A 20,465-nucleotide genomic window follows, 5' to 3' on the forward strand; every position below is an offset into this window, starting at 1 on the left:
GCACACCCGCGAGGTGACGGCGGCCGACGGGGACCTGGTCGCCGCCTTCCACGCACAGTGCTCCGCGGAGAATCTGCTGCGCCGCTGGGGCCGCATGCGCCTCACACCCCGAGACCTGGCCCGGCTGCTCGCCCAGGCACGGTGCTGGATCGGACTCGACGCCGACGAGCGGCCCCTGGCCCTCGTCTGCGTCGGACCCGTCAGCCGTCAGCCGGGCGTCTTCGACATCGGACTGCAGGTCGCCGACGACCACCAGCGCTGCGGCATCGGAACGGCCATGGCCCGCCGCGCGGCCCGGATGGCCCGAACGCGCGGGGCACACACCCTCACCGCGTTCACGCACGCGTCCAACACGCCGATGCTCCGGCTGCTGGAGCGCCTTGGGCCCACCCGGCACACCCACGACGGCCTTTGCATCGAGGTCCGCGTCGCCCTGGACATCTACGCCCCGGACACCCGCGCGCCCACACGGACCGCTCCGACATGACCTCACCTCCCGCGTCTTCGCCCGACCGGCGCCCGCGCACCGTGTTCGACCACCGGATCGAGACAGCCGCAGGGTGCAGCGTCGAGGCGCTGTGGAGGCACCGCACCGCCGGTCTCCTCGACACCCTGCACGCGGCCTTGGCGGACGCCCACCGCGAACTCGTGCGGGCCGAGCGGGACGTCACCTTCCACCGCACCCGTCTCGCCCGCCTGGCCTCCGGTGAACTCCCCGTCGATCAGGCCCTGTTCGCGCGGATCGAGCGCACCGTCGACCAGCTCGCGCACGCCATCGACGCACGCGACGCCCAGCAGACCACGACTGCCGCCGCGCTTGAGCCGATCGAAGCCGCCGCCCCGCCGCGTACGCCCCAGCACGTGACGGCGAAGGACGTCGCAGCGCTGCTCGCCATCGCCCGGGGCGCCAAGCTGCACGAACACCTGATCACCCACCGGCTCGCCGTGGCGACCGGCTCGCACACCCGCATCTCCTACACCCAGCTGCAGCACCTGGAGGCGAGCGGCTTCGTGGAGCGTGACACCTCCCACCCGGTGCACGCCGGCCAGCCCGTCACCCTCACCGACGCCGGCCGGGCCGCTCTCACCGCCCCGCGTCCCGCAGGCCCGCCCGGTACCACGCCGCCAACCCGACCGGCGGCCTCTCCGTGTCCCGTGCACCCGCGTCGCTGAGCGAATCAACCCTCACCGACCGCAGCGCTATTGGCGCTGCCGAACCGAAAGCACCGATGCCCACCCACCCACCGGATTTCCGCCTCGACGGCTACAGCGCCGTCAACGACCATGCCGACGACCAGTTCTGGCAGCACATCGGCACCGAGGAAGACCAGCTCACCGTCCTGGCCGAGCACCACACCAGCGACGACCAGCACAGCTTCTACGTGCTCCACAACGGCGCCGTCACCTGGGGCATCCCGGGCGAGCCCCAGCTCGTCGCCCTCCACCTGAAGCGTGACACCAGCACGCGGACTTTCCAGTTCGACCACGCCGCCTTCGCCCTGCCCGCGATGGCCCAGTCCTGGCTGACCGCCCGCAGCTGCCCCGAGGAGCAGATCCTCCTACCCGACGGCACAGGCACCACGCCTGCCGACCAGGCCACCCGCACCCTGGAGCAGCGACTGCGCCGCGACGGCGACCACTTCGCCCTGCTGACCAGCTACACCTACGACACCGAGCCGTTGGAGACTACGGTGCTGCTGCGCGCCCTCGACGAGAAGGCGCCGCTTCCGTTCCGGATCCTGCTCGAAGAGATCGACACCCAATCGTGGACGCACACCCTGCGCGAGGGCGGCTTCGCCACCTTCGAGGCCGCCACCCAGTGGTGGGAGGCGCACTGGAGCGGCGAGGGGATCCCGCTGCCGACCGCCTCCCCGGCAGCCCGCCGCACCACCACCCCGGGCGTCCCCGCTCCGCCCGCGCGCCCCGCTCCACCGCGCCGTCCGGGCCACTGAATTCAACCCTCGCCGGCCCAGCTCCTGCCGTACGCGCACGCTGAAATGCCGGCGGCCTTCGGGGAGGCGGCGCGGAATGTAGCACGCAATCCCCGGTTACCGAAACCGGGAATTCTCCGGACTCTTGTTCTCGGCCGCACGGCATCCGCCCGCAGGCTGTTCCTCCCGTACGCCCTCTGATCGATAGGGAGCTCAATTCCCCATGCGCTCAACCCGCATAGCCGTCCCCGCGGCTCTGCTCGGTGCTCTCGCGCTGCCGCTGGCCTCCGCCGCCACCGCGAGCGCCACACCCGCCGTGGCGCCCGCCTCCGTGACCGACTCGACCTGCAGCAAGCCAGGGCTGCGGACGCTCACCACCAAGGCCGTCACCATCCGCGCCAAGGCATCCGACAACTCCAAGGCGCTCGGGATCCTGTACCGGGGCCACAAGTTCACCGTGCACAGGCCCAGCGACAAGCGGCGCTACACCACCGACGAGACGACCGGTGTTACGGGTTGGATTTCCTCCACGTACGTACACCACCCGGCCGACGTGTGCCTGGACTAACAGGCCGGCACCCAATTCCTTCGTGGGGCGCTGAGTTCGAAGATTCGCCTTCGTACGGACCGGATTCGCGACACAGGATTTTCCGCCCCCGACAACATGAATGATAGGAGTCCTTTTCGTGCCTGAGTTCAGCCAGGACGTGCTGGGCGTCGTCGCCGAGCGGATCGAAGACCGCTTTCAGATGCCGCTCGCCGATCTGCGCCGGGCAGTCGCAGCGGCACCCCGGGCCAACCCCGATGCCACCAGCGTCGTGCGCTGGTACGGCCTGCTTGCCGAATCCCAGGACGCACTCGACACCGCGGAGGACGCGCTCGTCGCGGCGCTCGGCACCGAGCCGGGCGAACTCGACGACGCCGCGATGGAGTTGGCTCACCGGGTCGACGCCGCGGTCGCCGCACGGGACGGGCGCGCCATGGTCGTGGACTACCTCCTCGACCCCCTCGCCCCCGGCAAGCGCGGACCCGCCGCCTGGCCTCGCGCCACCCCGGCCCCGCGCCGCGCCCCCGCTTTGCCCACCTTCGCGCCCACACCGCCCGGCACACGGGACATCCCCGCGCGAGGGGTGACGAGATGAGCGTCATCGACAAGTCCACCAGCCGCGATTCCGCGCTGGAGGAGGCATTCGGCACCTCCGTCGCCGACCTGTATGCGCAGGCGGCCCGCTGTGAGACGGATGCCGCGCTCCACCGCGCGCTGGAACTGCGCAGCTTCCTCGCCGTCGCCGAGGAACAGGTCGTCCGCGTACGGGACCGCGTCCGCGCCACCATGTCCGCCGATCGCGACCTGGGCGAGCTGTCCGCCGAGGACCTGCGCTGGGACGCCGGATGGCTGGAAGCGGCGCTGGCCGGCCGCAACGGGTACGTCGCCGCCCTCGACGACCTTCTGCGGACCATGCCCGCTCCCGGCCAGCGCCCGCGCCGGCCCGTGCAGTTCGCCCAGCCGAAGATCACCGCCACTGCTCCGCCCGCCCCCGGCGCCGGGGCGGTGCGGACCAGCCGCCCCTGAAAGCCCGCCGATTGCCCCAGCCCAACACGGCTCACCCGGTCTCCGAGATCATCACCCAGCGCATCGAGGCGCTGTTCGGGCAGTCGCTCGCCGAACTCGAAGCCCTAGCCGACAGCACTCCCGACGCCACCCTGCTTGCCGCACTCACCGGCAGCCACAGCGACCTGGTCCTCGCCGAACGCACCATCGCCTTCCAGCTGGAGAGGCTGCGCGAACTCACCTCCCCCGAACGGGAGATCGGCCGCCTCGCCGCCGGTCACATCCTCGACTGCGCCCGCCGCATCGCCGAGGCCGTCGCCACCCGCGACGCCTTGGCCAAGAACACCGCCGCGGTCCTGGCAGGACTGCGCCGCGCACCTGCCCCGGACCCCGACCCTGCGATGCCCCCCGCACCTGCCGCCCCGGCGCCCGCACCCTCCCGCACCCACTGATCTGCCCCGCACCGCTTGAGGAGCACCATCCTTGGCCACCACCGCTCAGCCCCCCACCCCGCCGAACGACCTCGCCAGTGTCACCAAGACGTTGGATCTGCTCGCCCCGCGCTGGAGCGTGTGGGTGCTGATGACCCTCTCCTCCCAGCCGCTGCGCTACGCCGAGATCAAGCCCAGGCTGCCGTGGCTCGCCGACGGCCAGCTCCACCCCCGGCTGCGTCACCTCACCAGCGCCGGCGTGGTCGAGCGCACCGAGTACGCCCCGCGCCACGTCACCTATGGCCTCACCCACCGCGGCGCCGGACTGCTGCCCGTCCTGGCCCAGATCGCCTCTTGGGGCGACACCCATCTGGAGAAGCAGCTCGTCACCAGCAAGGCCACCGGCGCGCTGGCGCCCGAGCGAATCCCTCCGGCCCAGAACATCGACGACACGATCACTCTCATCGCCCCGCGCCATGCTGCCCCGATCCTGATGACCCTCATGTCCCGGGGCCGTGCGAGCGCCAAGACCCTGGCCGCCGAGGCCATGCCCGGTTACGGACTGAACGCCGTCTACAAGCCGTTGGACCGTCTGATGGACGACGGCCTCGTCACGGCCAGTGGCGACTTCCGGCTTTCCGCCAGCGGCCAGGCACTCGCCCCTGTCTTCCAGGCCATCACCGCCTGGGCAGCCCGCCCACTTGCCGAGACCGCCCCGCTGGGCAGGCGAGAGAGCGCCCCCTCCCAGATCCTCTCCGGCCCGTGGGCGACCACCCCGGCCCGCCTTCCGGCACCCGCCGTTCCGGCCGCACCGTCTCCCGCCCCCGCTCGGGCCACCACGCCCCCGGCCGGCCCGGCGTGGAGGCCCGGCGACCTCTTCTCCCACCAGATACCCGCCCGCCCCATCACCCCGGCAGGAGGCCCCCGCCGATGACCGCCTCCCCGCCCGCCCGCACCCTGCACGAACGCCGCGCGATCCGGACCCTGACCCTGCCGGCCCTGATCCGCCTGGTCACCGAGATCGACGACAACGGCCCCATCAGCCGCCACCGCGGCAGCCTGCAGGGCGCCCTCGGCGACCTCACCACCGGACAACTGCGCCACGCCATCGACACCGCACACGCCCTCGGTCTCATCCACGCCCGCGGACACGCCACGGCCCGCTACCAGCTCACCGCGGGCGGCCAAGACCTCGCCGAGGTGTACGACACCGCCGCCCGCTGGGCCCGCACCCACCAACTGCCCGACCCGGTCAGCGACTTCGTCACCCGCGTCCAGTACACCCTCCAGGTACGGGACGACAGCCCGGAGCACACCGGCGCAGCATCTGAGCCGGCGGCCCCGTGGACGGCACTGTCCGCCTGGCTCACGGCGCACCCGCGCGACCTGCGCCAGGACACCGCCCGCACCCTGGACTTCGCGCAGGAATCGGGGCGCGCTGCGTGAGGTCCTGTGCCGGACCCCGGCAGGCCCGCCGGCCATTTCCCACACTGTTGCGCGGCATCTACCTGCCGCGCGGCACGGACGCCGCCGCGCTCACCATGGCCACCTACGGCATCCCGCTGCTGGTGCTGGCCACCACCCACTCCGCCGCCCTAACCGGCCTCGCGTTCGCGCTGGAATGGGTACCGCGCCTGGGCGCGTTCGCCTTCGCCGGGACGCTGGTCGACCGCCACGGCACCACCGCCGTGCTCCGTACCGCCTCCGCAGGCCGGGCCCTGGTTGTCCTGGCCGCCGCGGTCATCCTGCCGACGCACGCCGCGGGATATAGCGCGACGGTCACCGTCATACTGCTCGCCGCGCTGACCGGAATCCTCAGCGAATGCTCCTACATCGCGGCCGAGACCGCGGGCGGGGTAGCTGGCCGCGAGGCCGGCGCCCGCGCGCACCGCGTGCAGTCGGCGCTGCTCGGCATCGACCAGGTCGCCACCCTGCTGGGCCCGGCACTGGCCGGACTGCTGTTGGAATGGGCCGGCGCCGCCGCGATGCTGGGCGTGATCGCCTTCTTCTCTCTGCTCACCAGCGTGCTGGCACCTCGCGAGAGCCGCCGGGCCAAGCCCGCCGCGCGGCAGCCGGTCGGCCATGGGCTGCGCACCGGCTGTTCGGTCCTGCGGGCGCAGCCAGCCCTTAGCTGGCTGGTGGCCGGGCTGATCGCCTCCAACCTGACCCTCGGGCTGCTGCAGGCGGCCACTCCGGTGATCGTCGTCCAACGGCTCGGACACTCCACGGCCGATGTGGGGCTGATCTGGTCGGCCGCCGCCGTCGCCACCCTCATCGCGGTCGCCGTGTGCCGCCGCTTGATTGACCGCTTCGGCCTGTGGCCGGTCGGTGCCGTGTCTGCCACGATCGCCGCCACGGCGTGCCTGGCGGTCTCCTTCGCCAGCACCTACCACGCCTATCTCGCCCTGATCGCCGTCCTCATGGCCGGCGAGGGCGGCATGACGGTCGTGCTGCGCACCGTGCGCTCCCGCCTCATCCCCGCCGACGTGTTCGGCGCCACCCTGTCGCTGACCATTCTGCTGCTCCTGCTGCCCTTCCCCCTTGCCGGTGTCCTGGTCGCCGCCGTGCCGCCCGCCCAGCTCGGCCACCTGATCACCCTGTGCGCCGTACCGCAGGCGCTGGGCCTTACCGCCGCCTTCGCCCGGCTGCGCACCGCCCCCGCCCTGCGCACCTGATGTCTGACCCGCCCGGTCACATCCAGATCCCCCCTCGGAGACCGCCGCCATGCCCACGTCCCACGCCCTTGCCACCCCCTACGACCTGCCGATGGACCGGCCGTCGTGGCGAGCGGGTGCGCGCCCGACGCTGACCGACCGCTTCCTGGCCTTCGACGCCGAACACCCCTACGTCTACCGCGCGCTGGAGCGTCTGACGGCCGACCGGATCGCCGCCGGCGCCACCCAGGTCGGGCTGAAGGCGCTGTTCGAGGACCTGCGCTGGCAGCTGCCGACGGGCGTGCGCGGACTGAACAACTCCTTCACCGCCCTGTACGCCCGCAAGTTGATCGAGGACCACCTCCGGTGGGCGTCCGCCTTCGAACTGCGCCGACGCCGTACCCCCTGACCCGCATGCCGTGCCTCAACTCGCTTTCCTCATCACACTGTTTGGAGCCCTTGTTGTCTTCTCGTTCCGTCGTCCTGGTCGTGGCCGCCGCCGACATGGAGGCCCAGGCGTATCGCGGCACCTGCCTGGAGAACGTCGCCGCCCACTACGACGTTGTTCTGATCTCCGGCGCCGAGCCGACCTGGGAGAAGGAGTTCCTTCTCGACCACGAGGTCGCCGATCTTGCCGACCAGACGGCGCTGAATGAGGCCGGGCGGGCGCTCGCCGAGCGGCACACGCTGGCCGGGGTGATGACGTGGACCGAGTGGCACCTGGTCCCCGTCGCCCGGCTCGCCCGCCAGCTGGGCCTGCCCACCACGGCCCCCGAGGCACTTCAGGGCTGCCGCAACAAGCACACCAGCCGCATCCTGTTCGCCCGCCACGGGGTGCCCTCCGCCGCCTCGGTGGGCGTGCGCACCGAGCACGAGGCACAGGCTGCGGCCCTGCGTATCGGCTTCCCTGTTGTTCTCAAGCCTGCTGCGCACGCCGCGAGCATGGGCGTCGTCCGCGTCGACACCGCCGACGAGTTGCCGGCCGCGTATGGCGTCGCCGCCAGGACCGCCGGCCAGGGAGTGGAGAGCACCCAGGTGTTGGTCGAGGAGTACCTCGACGGCCCGGAGATGAGCGTCGAGTGCGTCACGCATCAGGGGCAGAGCACCGTCGTCGCCGTCACCCGCAAGACCGTCGGCTGTGCACCGTACTTCGAGGAACTGGCGCACATGGTCGACGCCGGCGACCCGCTCCGTGCCATCGTCGCCCCGGCCGCCGTCGCCGCGCTCGACGCCCTCGGGGTCACCGACGGTGTCAGCCACGTCGAACTCCGTCTGGTCGACGGCCGCCCCCGCCTCATTGAGGTCAACGCGAGGATCGCCGGCGACATGATCAGCCACCTCGTCCGTCTGGCCACCGGCGTCGACCTCGCCCGCGCCGCCGCCGACATCGCATGCGGACGCACCCCCGACCTCACCCCCACCCGCCACCAGGCCGCGGCAATCCGCTTCCTCTACCCGGCCTACTCCGGCACCCTCACCACCCGCCGCATGAGGGAACCCGTCGCGGGCGTGGAGCGTGTGGTCTTCCAGCGCCAGGCCGGCGACCAGCTTGTGCTCCCGCAGGACGGAGGCGACCTGTTCACCGCCCGCGTCGGCTACCTGATCACCACCGGGCCGACCGCCACCCTCGCCCAGGCCCGCGCCCAGGAGGCGTTCCGGGCCCTCGACGTCCAGGTGACTCCGGCCGCGCAGAGTGCCCCGGGCACCGGGGAGCACACAGCATGACCTTGACCGTGGCGCCCGAACTGGCGCGCAGCCGCCGACTGCTGACCGGGTACTTCGCCGGCCTGGGCGTCGTCATGGCCGTCTGGGGCGCACGCATGCCCGCCGTCCAGCACACCGCCCAGGTGAGCACCGCCGCCCTCGCCCTGGTCCTGCTGGCCGCCGCCCTCGGCATGGTCGCCGGACTGAAGGCAGGGGGACGCCTCGCCCACCCGGCCCGCCTCCCCGTGCTGCTGACCGGCGGCACCATCGGTCTTGCCGCCTGTCTCGTCGTCCTCGGGGACTGCCGCAGCCTGGGAAGCCTTCTGGCGGCGGCGTTGGTCTTCGGCGCCGCGCACGGTGTTCTCGACGTCGCCGCCAACGCTGCCGCGGTCCGCTGCCAGGACGCTCACGGCCGCCCGGTCATGGCCGGGCTGCACGCGGCGTACAGCGCCGGCGCCCTCGCCGGCGCCGCGCTGGCCGCGGCCACCGCGCACATTTCCCACACCGTCGTGTTCGCCGCCGTCGCCACCGCCGTTGCAGCGGCGGCAGGTGCGGCAAGCAGGCTCACGCGCTGCGTCGCCGCCCCCGCACTCGAACCCGTCCACCACCGTGTCGCCCCGGGTCCGGACGGACGCCGTGGCCTGCCGAAGTCCCGGTTGTGGCTGCTGGGCGCGCTCGCGGCAGCAACGCTGCTGGGTGAGGGAGCCGCCGCCGACTGGGCTGCCGTCCACCTGCACGGCCTCGGCGCGACCACTGCGACCAGCGCGGCAGCGTACGCCGTCTACAGCGGCGCCATGGCCGCAGGTCGTCTCGTCGGAGACCGGCTAACCGCCCGCTTCGGCGCTCCTGCCGTCGTGCGCACCGGCGCTGCCCTGGCCGCCCTCGGCCTCACCACCGGCCTGGCCGGCTCCACCATCACCTTCGCCCTGCTCGGCTGGGCGGCCTTCGGTCTGGGACTGTCCGTCACCGTTCCCAGTCTGATCACCGCCGCCGGCGCCGGAGGCCCGCGCGCGGTCGCCACCGTCGCGGTCACCGGCTACGTCGGCCTGCTCGCCGGCCCCGCCATCATCGGAGCCCTAGCCACCCTCACTGCTCTCCCGCAAGCGCTGCTGCTGCCCGCCCTCCTTGCCGCAGCCGTCGCCGCCCTCGCCCCCAAAGCCCTGGAGAAACCCACCTCTTGACCCGCACCTGCGCCTCCCCGACCGGCGTGGACGCCGCGATCCTCGACTACAACGGCGTCATCGGCGTTCAGCCGACCCTTGCCCAGTGGCAGCACCTCGCCCGGCTGGCCGGCTGGCCCGACACCGACCTCGCCTCCCTCCAGCACGCCTTCTGGAACGCCCGCGAACCCTACGACGCCGGACAGCTCAGCGACCTCGCGTACTGGGCCAAGGTGCTCGGCTACCACCCCGGCCCACGCCTGCTGCATGAACTGCGCACGGCCGACACCGCCATGTGGACCCGCACCGACCCCCAGGTCCTCGACTTCCTGTACCGAGCCAGGACCGCGGGCCTGCCCATGGTGCTGCTCTCCAACGCCCCGGCCCACCTCAGCAGCGTCCTGGACGCCACCAACTGGCGGCGCCACCTGATGGACGATGCCCTGTACTCCGCCCGCCTCGGCGTGTGCAAGCCCGATCCGGCCGTGTACGAACACGCCCTGGCCGCCACTGGCATCGCGGACCCGGGACGCGTGCTGTTCGTGGACGACCGGGCTGACAACTGCCGCGCAGCCCGCCGCCTGGGGTTGCGCACGCTGCACTACACCGGCCGCCCCGCCGACCTGCGAACGGCCTTCGCTCTCGCTTCCTGATCCCCTGACCTGCCTTCCTCCCTTTCCCAGGATCCTGTGCCACGCCACGACGACACCATCGACGGAGACGTCTACGTCTCCCCACGCCATCTTGCCCGTACCACCGCTGTCGGCGATCCCGGCCTCGACCCGCTGCGCAACCTCGGCTGGGAACTGCACCACGACGACCTCGGCAACGCCTACCTGAACGCCCCGGACCGCAAGGTCCGCCTGGGCTATCTCCCCGAAGGCGACGACGACGGCCTGTGGCGCATCAACGCCTACAAGGACCCCTTCGGCCCGCCCGCGTGGGGCGCCTGCTTCAACGACTCCGCACCCACGGAGTTCGTGACCGCCTTCACCACCGCGCTCGCCGTCGCGTACGAGCAGGGCCCGGACCGTTATCTTGCCCGGCCGGTCTCCGGGAGCAAGTACCTCGACCCATTCCTCGCCATCGATCCGCTCATCAACCGCGGCTGGCTGTTCGACCGCCCCCGTCGGGGCGTCTTCGCCGTCCAGTCACCCGACGCGCTCGCTGCCCTGGAGTACACCACCGGCGATCTCGCCCCGGAAACCGAGCTGACCACCCGCGAGGCCCGCTGGCAGCTGTGGGCCGGCACCTCCCTCAACCGCCCTTTCTGGTACGCCACCTTCAGTACCGATACCCCCGTCGCCCTGCTCAAAGCCGTCACCGAGTCCGTCTGCGATCCCGCCCCGCTGCCCCGCTGGCGTGACTCCACCTACAGCTACGTCAAGGACCTGGCCCAGCTCACCCCCATCCTCCCGCCGAGCCCGCCGGCCCCGACCCCGCTCGACGTGCAGCGTGTCGCCTCTCGCCGCCCGGCCGCGCTGCCCACGACCAGCGTCCCGCGCTGGAGCACCACCAGCCGCCCCGCCCTGCCCGGTCCCCGTCGCTGACCCGTACCAGGAAGCCGCTCATGTCGATGTATGCCCGCGAGTTCTTCACCGAACTCGGGCTCCCGCTCGCCGTCCACGCCGTCATCGGCCACACCTACTACGCCACACCGGTGCCCGGCGGGCCACTACGCCTGAAGATCGACTTCTGTCGCACGATCCGGGTCGACGAGTACGACGGCCTGCGGCTGGCGACCGTCCACCAGGACCGGGGCGAACTCGACGTCGCCGTCCTGAAGTTCACCGACCACCACACCTTCGACCACCGCGACTCGGCACAAGGACGCCGGCCGGGCCAGTCCGGCTACGGCAGGTTCCAGGAGTTCCGCGACCGCCCCGACTGGGTGCCCTGGAAAGGCGCCCACACCAACCGGCTGCGCGACGCCATCGAGCAGTACACGCAGGTCTGGTGCCCGGGCGCCTGGACCGCATCCGCGCCCAGCCGCACGGCGGGCCGTGCCCCGCAGCCCTCACCTGCCGTGCCCGTCACCCCCGTCGGCGCCCGCACCCGCTGAGCCCCCACACCTGCCGCTCCCGGCGTTCTGCCTTCTTCCCGCAGGAGCCCTGCCCGTGATCACCCACCCCTTGGAGAACCTCGACCCGGCCCAGCACGTACAGGTCCTTCCCCGCCACCTTGTCGGGCCCGGCGTCATCGACCCACGCGCCGCATGGCACTTCCCCTACGACGAGGGCTGGCTGTTCGCCCAGATCGACGACGGCACGGCCGCCGCCTTCAGCCCGTGCCTGCGACTGCAGACCACCTACGAACCCAAGCCCGACAAAGGCACCTGGACCATCAGCGCGCACCGGACCCCTTACACCCCACCGGACTTCACCCCGCCGGCCTGGTGGATCACCTTCGACGCCACCACCCCCGTCGAACTGCTCCACGACGTCCACACCGAGCTGCTCGACCTCTACCTCGAAGACCTGCACAGCGACCAGGACCGACTGTTCCAGGACGACACGCCGCCGCACGAGGCGTACGCACCGCTACTCACCCGTGGCTGGAGCCACGCCGTCAAGACCGGCGGCACACAGACCTTCCTCACCCCGGACGGACTCGGCGCCGTACGCCACCGGTACGACATCAGCGGCTCCAGCGGACCGGCCTGGCGGGCCTGGGGCGGACACCCCAGCGAGCCGTACTGGAGGGCGCACTTCTCGTTCGGCACGCCCACCACGCTCGTCGCGGCCTTCACCGCCTCGCTCATCTCCACCGAACCACTCCAGCGCACCGTCCAGGACGTCCCTGTCCACACCCGCCGCGCCCTCTACGTCGCCACCCCGACAGGCCAGCAGCCGCACGGCAACACCCCCGTCGCCCCGCCGCCTCCCGCCCCGGCCTCCGGCCGAACCCGCTGATACCCCCCGCCTCTTGAACCAAGGAGTCCCCCTCTGGTGCACGCACGAGTCGTCCGATCCGCCGCCGTAGCCGTCGCGGTGACCGCCACTCTCAGCTGGGCGCCGGCTGCCAGCGCCCAGCCCTCCCGGCCAGCCCCCTCGGGATCCTCCGCCCCCGCTGAGACAGCGGCCCCGGACGCGGGCAGCGTCGAGATCACCACGAAGGACGCAGCCGGGGACGTCGTCCCCAGCGCGGTGTTCCTGCTGCTCGACTCCGCTGGCCAGGAGACCGGACGCGGAAAAACCGACGCACAGGGGAAGGTGACCTTTCCCGACCTCGCGCCGGGCGTCTACCGGCTCAAGGAGGTCTCCGGCGGCAGCCCGCTGTACAGCGTCGTGGACGATCAGGACGTCATCGTCACCCCAGGCGCTGACACGCCGCTGACGATCACCGCTCCCTTCACGCCCGCCATGCTCACGCTCAGGGCAAGGGACAGCAAGAGCGGCAAACTGCTGCCCGGATCCACCGTCACCATCGGCACGGGCGAGACCACCCTGCTCACCCTCACCACGGGATCCAACGGCACCGCCTCCGCGAAGCTGCCCGTCAACAGCCGCACCGGCACCAGCTTCTGGGCCAAGCAGACCAAGGCACCGGCCGGACACGCTCTCGACACGTCCTCGAAGAGGTTCACCGCGAAGCCCGGCGACCCGGTGACCGTCACCGTCACCAACGCCACGAAGACCAGCGGCACGACCCCGGCACCCACGCTCCCCGCAATGCCGTCCGACAAGCCGGCCACCAGCGCGCCCGCGCAGCGGGGTGACGGCACGGACTCTTCCACCGGTGCGCTGTCCAGCAGCCCGCCCGCCGATGCGGCCGCGTCAAGAAGCACGCCCGCCTCCGTCAAGGGGGAACTCGCCCACACTGGTGCCGACGCCACCCCGTGGCTGCTCGGCGGCACCGGCACCCTCCTCGCTGCCGGCGGCGCAGCTGTCTTCGCCGCACGCCAGCGCCGCACCGAGGACGACAGCCACAGCTCCCAGAACTGACACGGCGCTGAACCAGCCCCCGAAATCCGCCGACACGGACTTCGGGGGCTTTCGCATCCCGACCGTCGAGCGAGCCAGTCGACCGCTCGCCGGTTCCCCGAACGCTGCCAGCGAGACGGCAAGAACGAACCCGGCGCCGCCGGTTGGCGGTTCGTTTCTCCGGTGAACTCCAGCCTGGAGGCGTCAGCCGATACTCAGATGGGCGGCCACGCCCTTGTACAGCGCGGCAACCTCCAAGGGCGTGCCGTGGGGGTAGCGGGTAGCGAAGAGAGCGCCCACTCGCGGTTTGCTGGTGGTGTCCCTCTGCGCTTGGTCAAGGATCTGGGGGTCCAGGCGGCGCAGGTATGCCTCCAGTTCGCCGGACTTGCTGCCGTCGTCGCCGAACTGGTCGGCGAGGGAAAACACGCCTGCGGTCTTCCAGTAGTCGCTCCACGCGGTGAAGCCATCGGCATCACCAGGTGGGTTGGGAGGCCGAAGTCCCTGCTTGGCAAGTTGCTTGGCGAGTCCGCTGGTGCCGCGCAGAGCTGGGCCGTCGGCGATGACGGCCCATGGGATGCCGAAGGCGGTGAGGAATTTGATGTAGCCGCCGAAGTTGTTCTGGCCTCCGACGTCCAGCAGCGGGACGTTGGCCGACTCCGGTCCTAGCTCGGTGGCTGTGTTCCACCAGTGGCCCAGGGCGCCGGTCTCCGACGCACCTTCGCAGAGGATCACGGCACGGGCGAAGAGCAGGGCCCTGGTGTCGGCAGCAGCCAGATTCTGGATCCAGCCGGCCAGATGTGAAGCAGCCGTTGCCGAAGTACGGCTCACCGCAGTCGCTCCGTCTGGCCCCGGGGCTAGGCGAACGATGCGCTTGAGGTCGGCCTTCGTAGCCACCGGAACCAGGTCTGCGCTGTGGGTGATCAGGAGGGCTTGTACATCACGCAGGGCGGTTGTGGCGATCCGTCGCTGCATAGTCGGATGCAAGTGGACCGCCGGTTCGTCCAGGACGATGACGCGGCCGGGTCCACCCGTTGTCAGGGCCGCGAGCAGGACGGCTTCCTGTAGTCCTGCACCGCTGAACTCGCAACGGCGTTCGCCGTGACCAGCGTCGATCATGACATCGATGGCCATCCCGTCCGATTCAGCCGATGCCTGGACGTCCAGGCGTGCTCCGGTGATGGTGCGAAACATCTCCTGGGCTCTGCGGAAGCCCTCACGCTGCACTCGCGCACCGTTTTTCAGCCTGTACAACTCGGCCGGGATGCGACTGCCGTCGCTCAGATCGAGGGGGCCCATAAGCTCATCGAGAGAAAAGCGCCGGCGCGCGGGCAGGCGTCGATTGGCGGTCACCGTGACTCCCGCGCTCCAGATCTTCCCGAGCACGGCGACGAAGGGTACGGAATGCTGCTCGGTCAACCGCAGCGCCTGGGCGAGCGTGGTCATAGAGACGGGCCGGGGTCCTGACCCGTCGTTCAGTGTGGGGACGTTGAACATGACTGGCTGGTCAAGCCCGTCCAGGAGTGCTTCGAATTCGACCAGTTCAGGCTCGGGTGTCATTACCCGTTCCATGTATGTAGTCTTCCAGCCTTGGGCGGGTCCAGGGCGGAGCTGCTCCCGGCACGGTCCATCCAACTGGATGTGATAGGTGTCCTCGCCGCGGTTGAACTGCCAGGCACAGGACCAACCAGAGTGTCGGTGGGAGTCGAAGTCCAACCGGAGCGTGCCGTGGAACAGCGCGGCAACTGAGTCGGTGGAGATGCTGGTCTCGGCGGCCTGCTCCAATGCCTCGGTGCCGGGGCCCATCCCGTCGTGCTTCTGAGCGGTAATGCTGATGTAGGAGGCTTTCACGAACGTGGTGACCAGGTCCTTTTCCCACGGCTGGTCCAGCTCGAAGGAGACCGTCAACGTGAAGGCGGAAGCACCGTGGTGGCCGGCCTGCTCGTACAGGTCAAGCAGATCGCGCTGCTCCGAGTTGCGGTAGCGGCCCAGGAATGCGGATACAGCGCAGAGCACTTGGCCCAGGTTCGACTTGCCCGCAGCGTTGGAGCCGGTGACGACGGTCAGGCCCTGTCCCAGGTCCATGCTTAGGTCGGCGAAGGACAGGAAGCCCTGTGCCGTGATCCTGCTGATCTTCACGCTGTGCCCCGCCCTTCCGTTGGCTGCCAGCGGCGATCCTTCCAGAAGCTGTGGATGCCAGCTGCACCTTACGAGATCAGGGAAACGGACATGCAGAAACTGGTTTGATGTGCCTGCCAGCTCGCGGTCTTGAGAATTGACAGACGCGCTACGCCAGTCGCCGGAACTCCGGTGCCGGGCCGCCCTCCGTAGCCTCCAAGGCACAGCCGCGCGAGGGCCCATGGCATGTCAGTGGTCCCTCGTACAGTCGGGACTGTGACCTCTTCCGCGCCGGGCGGCGACTCCTATGTGTACGTGATCGGTTCCGTCGGATCGACCCGCGTCAAGATCGGTACTAGCGTCAGCCCAAAGAAGCGGCTCAAGGAGCTACAGACCGGCAATCCCGACCGTCTCGAAGTGCTGTGGTGCACGCTCGGTGGCCGAAAGCTGGAGGCCCATCTGCACCAGGCGTTTGCCGACTACCGCAGAGAGGGCGAGTGGTTCGATTTTGCTGGCCTGGAGCCGGTTGGCGCAATTCCCGCGGCTGTCCACCGGCACTCCGGTTCCACACCGCACTCTGGGCGCCCCAACATCGCTACCTCAGCGCGGCGTTCCGGTGTACGGACTGACCGCGGCGAGCACTTGGTCACGCCGGAGAGGCTGGCAGGCATCGTCAAGGACGTTGTCCTCGGTGTCATCCGCCCGGAGCCCAAGCAGGAGGAGAGCGGCGTTGAGGACAGAGAAGTAGTGCCGATCAAGAGGCAGCACAACGTCGATGAGGACATGAACCGTCTGATGGCGTTCATGTACGAGTCCGCCGCCATCCGGCACGCGCAACGTGCTGTCGCAGGGAAGACAGGGCTAGCAGCCCTCGGCGGTTGGCCCAACCTGCTCCTCCTCGCCGTGCTGACCGTTGTTGCGATGCCCATCGCCGCATTCCTGGGGCTGCGTGCGGTTACGCGGGACATCTGGCCCGTACGGAAGCTTCCCAAGCTCGCTATCGTGGGCTTCGGGCTCTGGGGCCCATTCGGGTTCGACAAACTGATTCGGGACGTGGTCCTCTCGCACCTGCCAGTGGACGACATCGAGACCTTCGCGCGTACATACTTCACGCAGGCCGCCGTCACTGGTACCTATCTCCTTGCCTTTATCTCTCTCGGGATGTGCCTCATGGGGTACGCCCAGTTGGTCAGGGACACCACGGAGGAACAGCGCGCCAAGGCCAAACAACAGGTGAAGCGCAAGCCCCTCGATAGTGTGCAACTCGCTGCGCAAGCCGCCGCCGCCCTGGAGGCGGCCGCCATGATCCAGGCGACGAGCGGCAGGTCCGGCGCCACCACGGTCGTCTCATCGCCCCTGATCGCGGATCTCGCCCAGGCCGTCCCTCGGCAGCCGCGCGTCAAGAAACCCTGATTCCCGACGGGCCGTGGGTCAGCTCCGGCCGTGCTTGCTCTTCCGGCCGCTGTCGATACTGTGACTGTATCGCTGTGCCCCCGGCGGGCGGCCAGCGACTTCACGGACGACGCGCCGACGAGGTCCAGCCCGCGACGGCCTAGCGCACGGTGCCGGTAGTTGCGGACTTCGACTGTGAACTCGCTCCCGCCATGAGCACAAGCGCGTTGCTCGTCATTGACGCCGCTCGTCCAGCGCACTCGACTGATCAAGAGAAGCGTGCAGTGACCAACTATCGCTGAACGTGTGCGGCACGAAGTCGCACACTCACCGATAGTTGGCCATACATGTCCCAGAACCCAGACGCGTCACGCGAGGCGACAAGATGAGCGTTCACGAGATTCGGCAACGGGATCTGAGACCCCACAGGATGAGAACAGACAGTTCGCCTGTGGCAGACAGAAATGATCCGGCAAGGACTGGTGATTGCCGCGGCACCATGTCAACCTAAACGACCTTCCATAAAACGCCAGGTCAGAGAGGTGATGCGGTGTCATTGGATGCGGCTCAACCTGGACTTGCCACAAGGGTCACGGCCCTGCGGCTCCATTCCCGGAATGTCGGCGCCGGTCAGCCGATGCAGGTGATCGACCAGTTCCCGGAGGCCGACTTCACCCATGTCGTGGACGACCGGGCCGACGTCCACATCGGCTCGCGCGACGGCCGGTTCTACCTCGGATACTTCCCCAACGGACGGCCCGGCGGCCTGGACGGGGACTGGTCGACGGATGAGGGCTGGGTGATCGCCGTCGTCGACACCGCGAACGTCCAGGGCTACCGGATGTCCTTCGGGACAGAGACCCCGGCGGAGATCATTGCTGCTGTCGTGGCCCGGATCCGGGCCACCTCCCGCCCCCTGTGACTAACGCGTCCTATCACCTTCGTACGCGCCGTGAACGCTGCCTTTGTTCTTGCGGCCTCGCCCGCTACTGCTTGGAGAACACGTTGGAATCGCACCAGCGCGAGATGACCGTCGGTGACCTGCTCGACCTGCTGTCCGCGTACGACCGTGACGCGCCGATCCGCCTCGCCGTCAACCCCTTCTTCCCTATGGCCCACCTCCTGGGCGGTGTGGATTCGGCGGTGGACGAGCAGGGCCGATCAGTGGTCTACATCGCCGAGTCCAAGGAGGCCGTGCAGTTCGGCCCCCTGCCGCCCGCGGTGGCGGTCGCTCTGACCTGGCAGCCCCCGGCTGAGGGACCCTCGCGTCGCCGGCGCAGCGCGACCGGTCCGCACGCCGGCCAGTGATCCATCGAACCCACGGAGGCGCCCCTGCACCCGCACCACCCCATCGATCCCTCCCACCCCCGTCCGCCGGACCCGGTGTACTGGGTCACCCCGCGCCATCTGGCCGGCGATGATGACGCCCTTGCCGAGCGGATCGGCGACACGCTCAGCGGGCTCGGCTGGCACATGTGGCCGACCTCCCGCAACACCCTGCTCTACGTGAGCCCCGATGGGCTGCGCGGCGCCGAATGGATCCTCGCCGCCTACCCGTTTGAGCTGGGTGGGCTCCCCGTGGCCTGGCAGCTGTCGGCCCGCCCGCACTCCGCCTCGGCCATGACCGAGTGGAACGCGTATTTCACCGCTGGCGTCCCGCACGAGGCGATCGCCGACCTCCTGCTCGCGCTCGACGCCCGCGAAGCTCCCGACGCCGGGTTCGAGGACGCGGAGACTGTGCTCACCGCGCTCGGCGCGCGCGGCTGGCTGCGCGACCTGGACCGCCCGCGGACGACCGCCACCGACCCGGGCTTCTCCGCCAGCATCTCGCTGGAGACGCTGCCGCCGCTCATCCATGACTCTGACCCCCGAGATGACCTTCTGGGATGGCAGGCATGGGCGGAACCCGTGCTGGGGGCGCCGTATCTGTGGTGCGCCAGTTTCAGCGCCAGCGTCCCCCACGATCTGGTCGCGGTCTTCGCCGCCTCGCTAGCCTCCCCGGTCCCCGTTGCCCGGCGCACGCTGCCCGACGGCGCGCGGGAACGGCTCACCGTCGTACGCCGCGACTGACGACACGGCACACCCTCACCATTCCGAGCCTGGCCTTGGAGGTCTGCTTGCACCTGTCCTTGATCCGGCTGTCCATCTCGCCCGTCAACGGGACCGCGCACCACGGCGTGATGCTCGGCACCGAGCCGTTGACGGTGTGCGCCACCCACTCGACGGACCTCGCGCCGGTCGGAGAGAACACGGCGCACTCCCTGTGCCAGACCTGCACTCGCGCCTTCCTGATCCTGACCACGCCGCCGCACCCCGGCGGCGAACCGGATCTCCGGCCCGCCGTCGGGACGGGGAAAGGGGCCACTGCACACCGGCCGATCCCGGGCCACCTGATGGGCTACTGCGGCAAATCGCTCGATCCCCGCCCGGCGTCCGCTCGACGGAAGTGCGCGAACTGCACCGCGCTCCTCGCCGCCCTGAACCGCTTCCATCGCCTGGCGGGCGAGGTACGCGTGCCCGCCGACGAGGTGCGCCCGCGAGAGGACGACGTGCTGTGGGCGTCCAGCGGCCGGGGCAATCTTGTCATCGGACACCGCCGCAACGCCGCCGCCGGCAGCGCGCTGTGCGGCCTGCCGCTCTCCGCTCCGAACCCCGAGGCCACCGTGGAGTGCGCCCCCTGCTGTCGTGCCTGGATGACCGAGCGCGAGCGACGGGCGACGGCGCTTGCCCGGATGCGGGCGAGGGCCCGCTGGTGGACCCAGCGTCGTGAACTGAAGACCGTTCAGGGACGTGCTGCGGACCTCAACTCCGGTGACGCCTATACCGTGTCCGGCTGCCTGGACCGGCATCACGTCCTGGCCGTGACCCGCCCCACCCGGGGGCGGCGGCTGACGATCCTCGCCTACCTGCCCGCGGACGACGAGATCGTGGAGCTGGGCCTCCACCACGACCGGCTGCTCGCCATCGAACGGCCTCATGCGCCGGAGGCGGGCATGCCCGCGCTGTCATGACCTCGTGCACGGGCCTGTGTCGACCGTGCCACGCCGTCCGCTGAGTCTCCCACTGCTTTGGGCCTGCTCTCTCACCGCTGTCATGGTGAGAGAGCAGGCCCGCTTCCGTTGCGTCGGGGGTGTTGTGCCGTTCTCATATGCCAGGTGCCCGGACAGCGCGGGCGCGTCAGGGGTACGGCGGCGTCCGGCGTGGTGCGAGTTGTTCGATGTAGTGCCGGACGTGGGGCGGCATCGGCTCGGGCAGTGTGTCCAGGGGGAACAGGCTCAGGGCTTGGCCTTCGCCGAGGACGAGATCGCTCTCGGTGCCGTCCCAGGACACGGCGAACAGGTGGGGCGGCGTCTTGCCCTTCTCGTAGGCGGTGACCGGCACTTCCTCGATCGTCTCCGGGACGATGCCGGTCTCCCCCAGCAACTCCCTCAGGACCGTCTCGAACGGCGTTTCGTCCGCCTCGGACCCGCCGCCGGGAAGCGACCAGTGTCCCGGCCAGGCGATGCCGGACTTCTCGTCCCGCAGTTGCAGGACGACCTCACGGCGCGGTGTGGTGACGAACGCGAAACACCCGCGCGTCTTCGTGGGACGCTTCATCACCCC

General features: G+C 70.4%; 25 protein-coding genes. 23 read left to right on the top strand and 2 right to left on the bottom strand.

Translation table 11 applies throughout. The features are described 5' to 3' along the window. Positions 1–13 precede the first annotated feature (13 nt). The 18 genes from KVT45_RS22265 (at position 14) to KVT45_RS22350 (ending at position 13,376) form a co-directional block, all read left to right on the top strand. The gene (locus KVT45_RS22265) at positions 14–487 is read left to right on the top strand and encodes a GNAT family N-acetyltransferase (RefSeq protein ID WP_217550065.1); all 474 of its coding nucleotides are present in this window, start codon (positions 14–16) and stop codon (positions 485–487) included. Beyond that, positions 484–1,173, top strand: a complete 690-nt coding sequence (locus KVT45_RS22270; RefSeq protein WP_217550067.1) for a PadR family transcriptional regulator — start codon at positions 484–486, stop codon at positions 1,171–1,173. The genes KVT45_RS22265 and KVT45_RS22270 overlap by 4 nt, the downstream gene beginning before the upstream one ends. Before the next feature lie 56 nt (positions 1,174–1,229). Further along, positions 1,230–1,952, top strand: a complete 723-nt coding sequence (locus tag KVT45_RS22275; RefSeq protein WP_254647162.1) for a hypothetical protein — start codon at positions 1,230–1,232, stop codon at positions 1,950–1,952. Positions 1,953–2,154: 202 nt separating this feature from the next. Next, positions 2,155–2,499: an SH3 domain-containing protein gene (locus tag KVT45_RS22280; RefSeq protein ID WP_217550069.1), complete on the top strand. Its 345-nt coding sequence runs from the start codon at positions 2,155–2,157 to the stop codon at positions 2,497–2,499. 118 nt (positions 2,500–2,617) lie between these two features. Then, complete coding sequence (locus tag KVT45_RS22285) at positions 2,618–3,073, top strand: hypothetical protein (RefSeq protein ID WP_217550071.1); 456 nt, start codon at positions 2,618–2,620, stop codon at positions 3,071–3,073. After that, complete coding sequence (locus tag KVT45_RS22290) at positions 3,070–3,504, top strand: hypothetical protein (RefSeq protein WP_217550073.1); 435 nt, start codon at positions 3,070–3,072, stop codon at positions 3,502–3,504. The genes KVT45_RS22285 and KVT45_RS22290 overlap by 4 nt, the downstream gene beginning before the upstream one ends. 11 nt (positions 3,505–3,515) lie before the next feature. Beyond that, entirely contained in the window at positions 3,516–3,935 is a 420-nt protein-coding gene (locus tag KVT45_RS22295; RefSeq protein WP_217550075.1) for a hypothetical protein, read from the top strand. A gap of 31 nt (positions 3,936–3,966) precedes the next feature. Then, positions 3,967–4,848 (top strand): helix-turn-helix domain-containing protein, encoded by an 882-nt coding sequence (locus KVT45_RS22300; protein ID WP_217550077.1) that lies wholly within the window; start codon positions 3,967–3,969, stop codon positions 4,846–4,848. Further along, the gene (locus KVT45_RS22305; protein ID WP_217550079.1) at positions 4,845–5,360 is read left to right on the top strand and encodes a hypothetical protein; all 516 of its coding nucleotides are present in this window, start codon (positions 4,845–4,847) and stop codon (positions 5,358–5,360) included. The genes KVT45_RS22300 and KVT45_RS22305 overlap by 4 nt, the downstream gene beginning before the upstream one ends. Before the next feature lie 44 nt (positions 5,361–5,404). Then, complete coding sequence (locus KVT45_RS22310; protein WP_254647201.1) at positions 5,405–6,589, top strand: MFS transporter; 1,185 nt, start codon at positions 5,405–5,407, stop codon at positions 6,587–6,589. Positions 6,590–6,638: 49 nt separating this feature from the next. After that, positions 6,639–6,977, top strand: coding sequence for a hypothetical protein (locus KVT45_RS22315; RefSeq protein WP_254647164.1), 339 nt, complete (start codon positions 6,639–6,641; stop codon positions 6,975–6,977). Positions 6,978–7,072: 95 nt separating this feature from the next. Then, a complete protein-coding gene (locus tag KVT45_RS22320; RefSeq protein WP_217550200.1) occupies positions 7,073–8,293 on the top strand; it encodes an ATP-grasp domain-containing protein in 1,221 nt (406 codons plus the stop codon). Beyond that, positions 8,290–9,453 (top strand): MFS transporter, encoded by a 1,164-nt coding sequence (locus KVT45_RS22325; protein ID WP_217550081.1) that lies wholly within the window; start codon positions 8,290–8,292, stop codon positions 9,451–9,453. The genes KVT45_RS22320 and KVT45_RS22325 overlap by 4 nt, the downstream gene beginning before the upstream one ends. Then, positions 9,450–10,085, top strand: a complete 636-nt coding sequence (locus KVT45_RS22330; protein WP_217550083.1) for an HAD family phosphatase — start codon at positions 9,450–9,452, stop codon at positions 10,083–10,085. Before KVT45_RS22325 ends, KVT45_RS22330 begins: the two co-directional genes overlap by 4 nt. 36 nt (positions 10,086–10,121) lie before the next feature. Beyond that, positions 10,122–10,982: a DUF317 domain-containing protein gene (locus KVT45_RS22335; protein WP_217550085.1), complete on the top strand. Its 861-nt coding sequence runs from the start codon at positions 10,122–10,124 to the stop codon at positions 10,980–10,982. Between the two features lie 20 nt (positions 10,983–11,002). Next, positions 11,003–11,494, top strand: coding sequence for a hypothetical protein (locus KVT45_RS22340; RefSeq protein WP_217550087.1), 492 nt, complete (start codon positions 11,003–11,005; stop codon positions 11,492–11,494). 55 nt (positions 11,495–11,549) lie between these two features. After that, a complete protein-coding gene (locus KVT45_RS22345) occupies positions 11,550–12,344 on the top strand; it encodes a DUF317 domain-containing protein (RefSeq protein WP_217550089.1) in 795 nt (264 codons plus the stop codon). 36 nt (positions 12,345–12,380) lie between these two features. Then, positions 12,381–13,376, top strand: a complete 996-nt coding sequence (locus KVT45_RS22350) for a collagen binding domain-containing protein (protein WP_217550090.1) — start codon at positions 12,381–12,383, stop codon at positions 13,374–13,376. A gap of 183 nt (positions 13,377–13,559) precedes the next feature. Here the strand turns inward: KVT45_RS22350 and KVT45_RS58120 are convergent, their stop codons facing one another. Further along, complete coding sequence (locus tag KVT45_RS58120) at positions 13,560–15,491, bottom strand: TOPRIM nucleotidyl transferase/hydrolase domain-containing protein (protein WP_217550092.1); 1,932 nt, start codon at positions 15,489–15,491, stop codon at positions 13,560–13,562. Positions 15,492–15,746: 255 nt separating this feature from the next. Here KVT45_RS58120 and KVT45_RS22360 point away from each other — a divergent pair, with 255 nt between their 5' ends. From KVT45_RS22360 to KVT45_RS22380, 5 genes are all read left to right on the top strand, one after another. Then, on the top strand, positions 15,747–16,883 hold the full coding sequence (locus KVT45_RS22360) for a GIY-YIG nuclease family protein (protein WP_217550094.1): 1,137 nt from the start codon (positions 15,747–15,749) through the stop codon (positions 16,881–16,883). 529 nt (positions 16,884–17,412) lie between these two features. After that, entirely contained in the window at positions 17,413–17,784 is a 372-nt protein-coding gene (locus KVT45_RS22365; protein ID WP_308310841.1) for a DUF317 domain-containing protein, read from the top strand. A 104-nt stretch (positions 17,785–17,888) separates the two neighbouring features. After that, positions 17,889–18,170, top strand: coding sequence for a hypothetical protein (locus tag KVT45_RS22370; protein WP_217550202.1), 282 nt, complete (start codon positions 17,889–17,891; stop codon positions 18,168–18,170). Between the two features lie 75 nt (positions 18,171–18,245). Further along, positions 18,246–18,932, top strand: coding sequence for a DUF317 domain-containing protein (locus tag KVT45_RS22375; RefSeq protein ID WP_217550098.1), 687 nt, complete (start codon positions 18,246–18,248; stop codon positions 18,930–18,932). Between the two features lie 47 nt (positions 18,933–18,979). Further along, entirely contained in the window at positions 18,980–19,873 is an 894-nt protein-coding gene (locus KVT45_RS22380; protein WP_217550100.1) for a hypothetical protein, read from the top strand. 166 nt (positions 19,874–20,039) lie between these two features. Here KVT45_RS22380 and KVT45_RS22385 read toward each other — a convergent pair whose 3' ends face one another. Then, the gene (locus KVT45_RS22385; protein WP_217550102.1) at positions 20,040–20,459 is read right to left on the bottom strand and encodes an NUDIX domain-containing protein; all 420 of its coding nucleotides are present in this window, start codon (positions 20,457–20,459) and stop codon (positions 20,040–20,042) included. Positions 20,460–20,465: the final 6 nt, after the last annotated feature.

This window comes from Streptomyces sp. GbtcB6, assembly GCF_019091475.1.
GTDB lineage: Bacteria > Actinomycetota > Actinomycetes > Streptomycetales > Streptomycetaceae > Streptomyces > Streptomyces hyaluromycini.

Coding starts and splice junctions, on each gene's coding strand:
- KVT45_RS22270 (WP_217550067.1), top strand. CDS start 484: ATGACCTCACCTCCCGCGTCTTCGCCCGACCGGCGCCCGCGCACCGTG.
- KVT45_RS22275 (WP_254647162.1), top strand. CDS start 1,230: ATGCCCACCCACCCACCGGATTTCCGCCTCGACGGCTACAGCGCCGTC.
- KVT45_RS22280 (WP_217550069.1), top strand. CDS start 2,155: ATGCGCTCAACCCGCATAGCCGTCCCCGCGGCTCTGCTCGGTGCTCTC.
- KVT45_RS22290 (WP_217550073.1), top strand. CDS start 3,070: ATGAGCGTCATCGACAAGTCCACCAGCCGCGATTCCGCGCTGGAGGAG.
- KVT45_RS22305 (WP_217550079.1), top strand. CDS start 4,845: ATGACCGCCTCCCCGCCCGCCCGCACCCTGCACGAACGCCGCGCGATC.
- KVT45_RS22315 (WP_254647164.1), top strand. CDS start 6,639: ATGCCCACGTCCCACGCCCTTGCCACCCCCTACGACCTGCCGATGGAC.
- KVT45_RS22320 (WP_217550200.1), top strand. CDS start 7,073: ATGGAGGCCCAGGCGTATCGCGGCACCTGCCTGGAGAACGTCGCCGCC.
- KVT45_RS22325 (WP_217550081.1), top strand. CDS start 8,290: ATGACCTTGACCGTGGCGCCCGAACTGGCGCGCAGCCGCCGACTGCTG.
- KVT45_RS22340 (WP_217550087.1), top strand. CDS start 11,003: ATGTCGATGTATGCCCGCGAGTTCTTCACCGAACTCGGGCTCCCGCTC.
- KVT45_RS22370 (WP_217550202.1), top strand. CDS start 17,889: ATGACCGTCGGTGACCTGCTCGACCTGCTGTCCGCGTACGACCGTGAC.
- KVT45_RS22385 (WP_217550102.1), bottom strand. CDS start 20,459: ATGAAGCGTCCCACGAAGACGCGCGGGTGTTTCGCGTTCGTCACCACA.